We start from the raw sequence: 2,953 nt of genomic DNA, 5'->3' as shown, positions 1-2,953 counted from the left end.
GCTCGACCAACTGAGCTACCAGGTCTCCAGCTATGCTGGTTGCGCATAGAGGCTGCAAATATAATATCAATAATTTATTTTTCAACCTTAAATAAAACATAAATTGCGCTTTTCTTTGAATTCCTTCCTTTTTACTTCATTTTTGTCAAAAGCCTGATATGAAAGTTATCCTCCTGGGCTATATGGGAAGCGGAAAATCAACGGTAGGACGGCTGCTCGGTGAACAGCTTGGTATTCCATTCCTCGACCTGGATGCCGTTATAGAACAACAGGAGGCAACCACCATTCCGCAGATTTTTTCAGAGAAAGGAGAAATCCATTTCAGAAAGCTGGAACACAACATACTCCTTGATTTACTGGCATCCCCTGATTCCTTTATACTGGCCCTTGGAGGCGGCACTCCCTGTTACAGCGGAAACATGTCTGCCATCCTTCAAGTGACCCCTGCGGTTTTTTATTTGAAAATGAATATACCTTCCCTGGTTATTAGGCTGATTCCGGAAAAAGCAAACCGCCCGCTGATCAGCCATGTCCCGGATGAAGAGTTACCTGAATTTATCGGGAAGCACCTCTTTGAACGCAGTCCGTTTTACGAACAGGCGCCCTTTGTCCTCAATGCCAATGAGAAAAGTGCAGCGGAGTTAGTTAAAGAAATCCAGGGCCTAGTCTAGGTATACCCCGTCATTCCTGGCCTCAAAGGTTACCTCCACATGTTCCTGAAGGGAGGTGGAGAGTGAGATGCCCTTAAAATCTGCCTTTACAGGATACTTTTTGTGGTTACGGTTCACGAGCACCGCTGTTTTCAACCTTTTCAGGCGGGTTTTCAGGAAATGGTTCACCCCGTAGATCAGGGTAGTGCCAGAGTTCAACACATCGTCTACCAGTACAACGGATTGGTTAGCATAGGCTTCTTCAGGAATGGAAGTGCGGACCTCGCTGCCCAGCGGGTCCTTTTTGTCCATGGTTACCTTGCAGAGTACAATTTCAGCGTCGGTGATCTTTTTCAGCACACGCTGTAACTTTTTGGCAAATTCCAGTCCGCCGCCTGCTATGCCAGCCAGGATGATTTTCTCCTCTTCCACATTGGATTCGTAAATCTGGTAGGCGATTCGCCTGATCTTATGCTGGATTTGCTGGTGTGACAATATGCGATTGGTCATGGCATGTGCTTTATTTCTCAAAGATAAAAAAGAGTTCCTTTCCCTGCCTTGGTGGAATGGAATTATGCGCACGCTCCAGACGGTGTATCTTGAATTTTCCCTGGAAAAGCTCCATGTATTCCTCCAGGCTTCCCCCAAAAGGAGGTCCGCTTGAAGTGAGCGGAAAATCAAATAGAAGTCCGGCCAAAATACCTCCCGGCCTGAGGATCTCGCTCATTTTTTCCACATATTGGGGTCGTAAAACCGGGTCCAGGGCACAGAAGAAGGTTTGTTCGAGAATAAGGTCGAATCCTCCTTCAGACAATGCAAAGAAATCAGTTTCCAGAAGTTGGCCTTTGGGAAATTCCGGGCATTCTTCCTTAATATGCTGCAAGGGGAGTGAGGCGATATCCACTACATAGGTATTGCGGAATCCCTGTTTGTGCAGGTAAATGGCTTCATATCCTTGTCCAGCACCCGGCACCAATATCTTTATTGAGGGATCCTGTAGCTGATCGATGTACGCTTTAAGGGGAGTAGAGATATACCCGATATCCCAACCCATGGCCCTTTCCCGGTAGCGCGATTCCCAATAGGCTTTATCAAACTTCATCGAGGTAATCTTCTATATCCCGCCGGTCTTTCTTGGTGGGCCGGCCAGTACCTTTCTTGCGGTAATAATCTTTAGAGTATTTAAGCAAATCATTCACCTCAAGGTTTTCTTCAGGCGTTGTGTCCTTGCGGTACAGGTCAACCAGTTTAGCGCCTACCCGGCTATCCGGGGTGCCTATTACTTCCATATGGTAATCGATCTGGTTCTTCCGAACAACAATGGTGTCCATGGGATACACGTCCCGGGAGGGTTTCACCACTTGCCCGTTGATACGTACCTGACCTTTCTGGCAGGCTACTGTTGCCATGTTTCGTGTTTTGAAATATCGCGTGCACCACAAGTATTTGTCAATCCGCATGCCTGAATAAAATGTTTGTTAAGGACCTCTGCAAAAATAGGGGAAAATTGTATCTTGCGGCACCTAAAAGAATTGCGATGCGGGTATTGAAAACAGTGATCTTCCTTGGGATTTTTTCCCTCTTCTTTTCGTGTGGAAATGATGATAATGCAGACTTCGAGGTGATTCCGCCAAGAAGATTGAGCGAAGTAGTGGACGAGGATGCTGCTGCACTTCTGGAATACCTGCAAACCCACTTTTACAACTACGAAGAATTTGAAAACCCGCCAGCAGACTTTGATTTCAGGGTGGTTCTGGATACTATCGCCGGGGATAATGCCAGCAAAACCCCATTGATTGACCGGCCGGAATTACAGTCCATTACCATCCCGGTTTCTTCTGAAGACTTTAACCTGGAGAATGATGAGGTGGTTAACCATACCATGTATTACCTCATCGCCCGCGAAGGGGTAGGGGGGATACCTACAAAGGCAGATTCTACTTTTGTTCGATACGAAGGTAGCCTGCTAAACGGAGGGATTTTTGACGCTACTTCCACACATACCTGGCAATACCTGCCATTTTTTTTGAAAGGGTACAGGGAGGCCATTTCCAATTTTAAGGTAGGAGACGGAATCGTTGTCAACCCTGACGGAACCACAGAGATTAGCAATGCCGGTGTTGGGGCAATGTTCCTGCCTTCCGGCCTGGCCTATTTTAGCGCAAATGTTCAGGGAGTACCACAATATTCGCCCTTGATCTTTAAAGTAGAAGTGGGCTTGTACGTTGAAGATACAGACTACGACAATGATGGCATCCCTTCCATACAGGAGGATCTGAATGGGGATGGAGATGTCACCAACG

At 46.8% G+C, this 2,953-nt stretch carries 5 protein-coding genes; 2 read left to right on the top strand and 3 right to left on the bottom strand.

Going from position 1 to position 2,953, the window contains the following annotated elements; translation table 11 throughout:
* Positions 1-158 precede the first annotated feature (158 nt).
* On the top strand, positions 159-671 hold the full coding sequence (locus AC4E7D_RS13495) for a shikimate kinase (RefSeq protein ID WP_490174306.1): 513 nt from the start codon (positions 159-161) through the stop codon (positions 669-671).
* Here AC4E7D_RS13495 and AC4E7D_RS13490 read toward each other — a convergent pair.
* From AC4E7D_RS13490 to AC4E7D_RS13480, 3 genes are read right to left on the bottom strand one after another with little or no spacing between them, the layout of a single operon-like run.
* Positions 663-1,160, bottom strand: a complete 498-nt coding sequence (locus AC4E7D_RS13490) for a phosphoribosyltransferase family protein (protein WP_490174305.1) — start codon at positions 1,158-1,160, stop codon at positions 663-665. The two genes, AC4E7D_RS13495 and AC4E7D_RS13490, sit on opposite strands and share 9 nt — an antisense overlap.
* 10 nt (positions 1,161-1,170) lie before the next feature.
* A complete protein-coding gene (locus tag AC4E7D_RS13485; protein WP_490174304.1) occupies positions 1,171-1,752 on the bottom strand; it encodes a methyltransferase domain-containing protein in 582 nt (193 codons plus the stop codon).
* Entirely contained in the window at positions 1,742-2,110 is a 369-nt protein-coding gene (locus AC4E7D_RS13480; RefSeq protein WP_490174303.1) for an RNA-binding S4 domain-containing protein, read from the bottom strand. Before AC4E7D_RS13480 ends, AC4E7D_RS13485 begins: the two co-directional genes overlap by 11 nt.
* 77 nt (positions 2,111-2,187) lie before the next feature.
* Here AC4E7D_RS13480 and AC4E7D_RS13475 point away from each other — a divergent pair.
* Positions 2,188-2,953: FKBP-type peptidyl-prolyl cis-trans isomerase (locus tag AC4E7D_RS13475; protein WP_490174302.1), on the top strand; the 766-nt coding region annotated here is incomplete at its 3' end.

The sequence above is a fragment of the Lentiprolixibacter sp. genome, from assembly GCF_982873095.1.
This window is presented reverse-complemented; position numbering and strand designations above follow the sequence as displayed.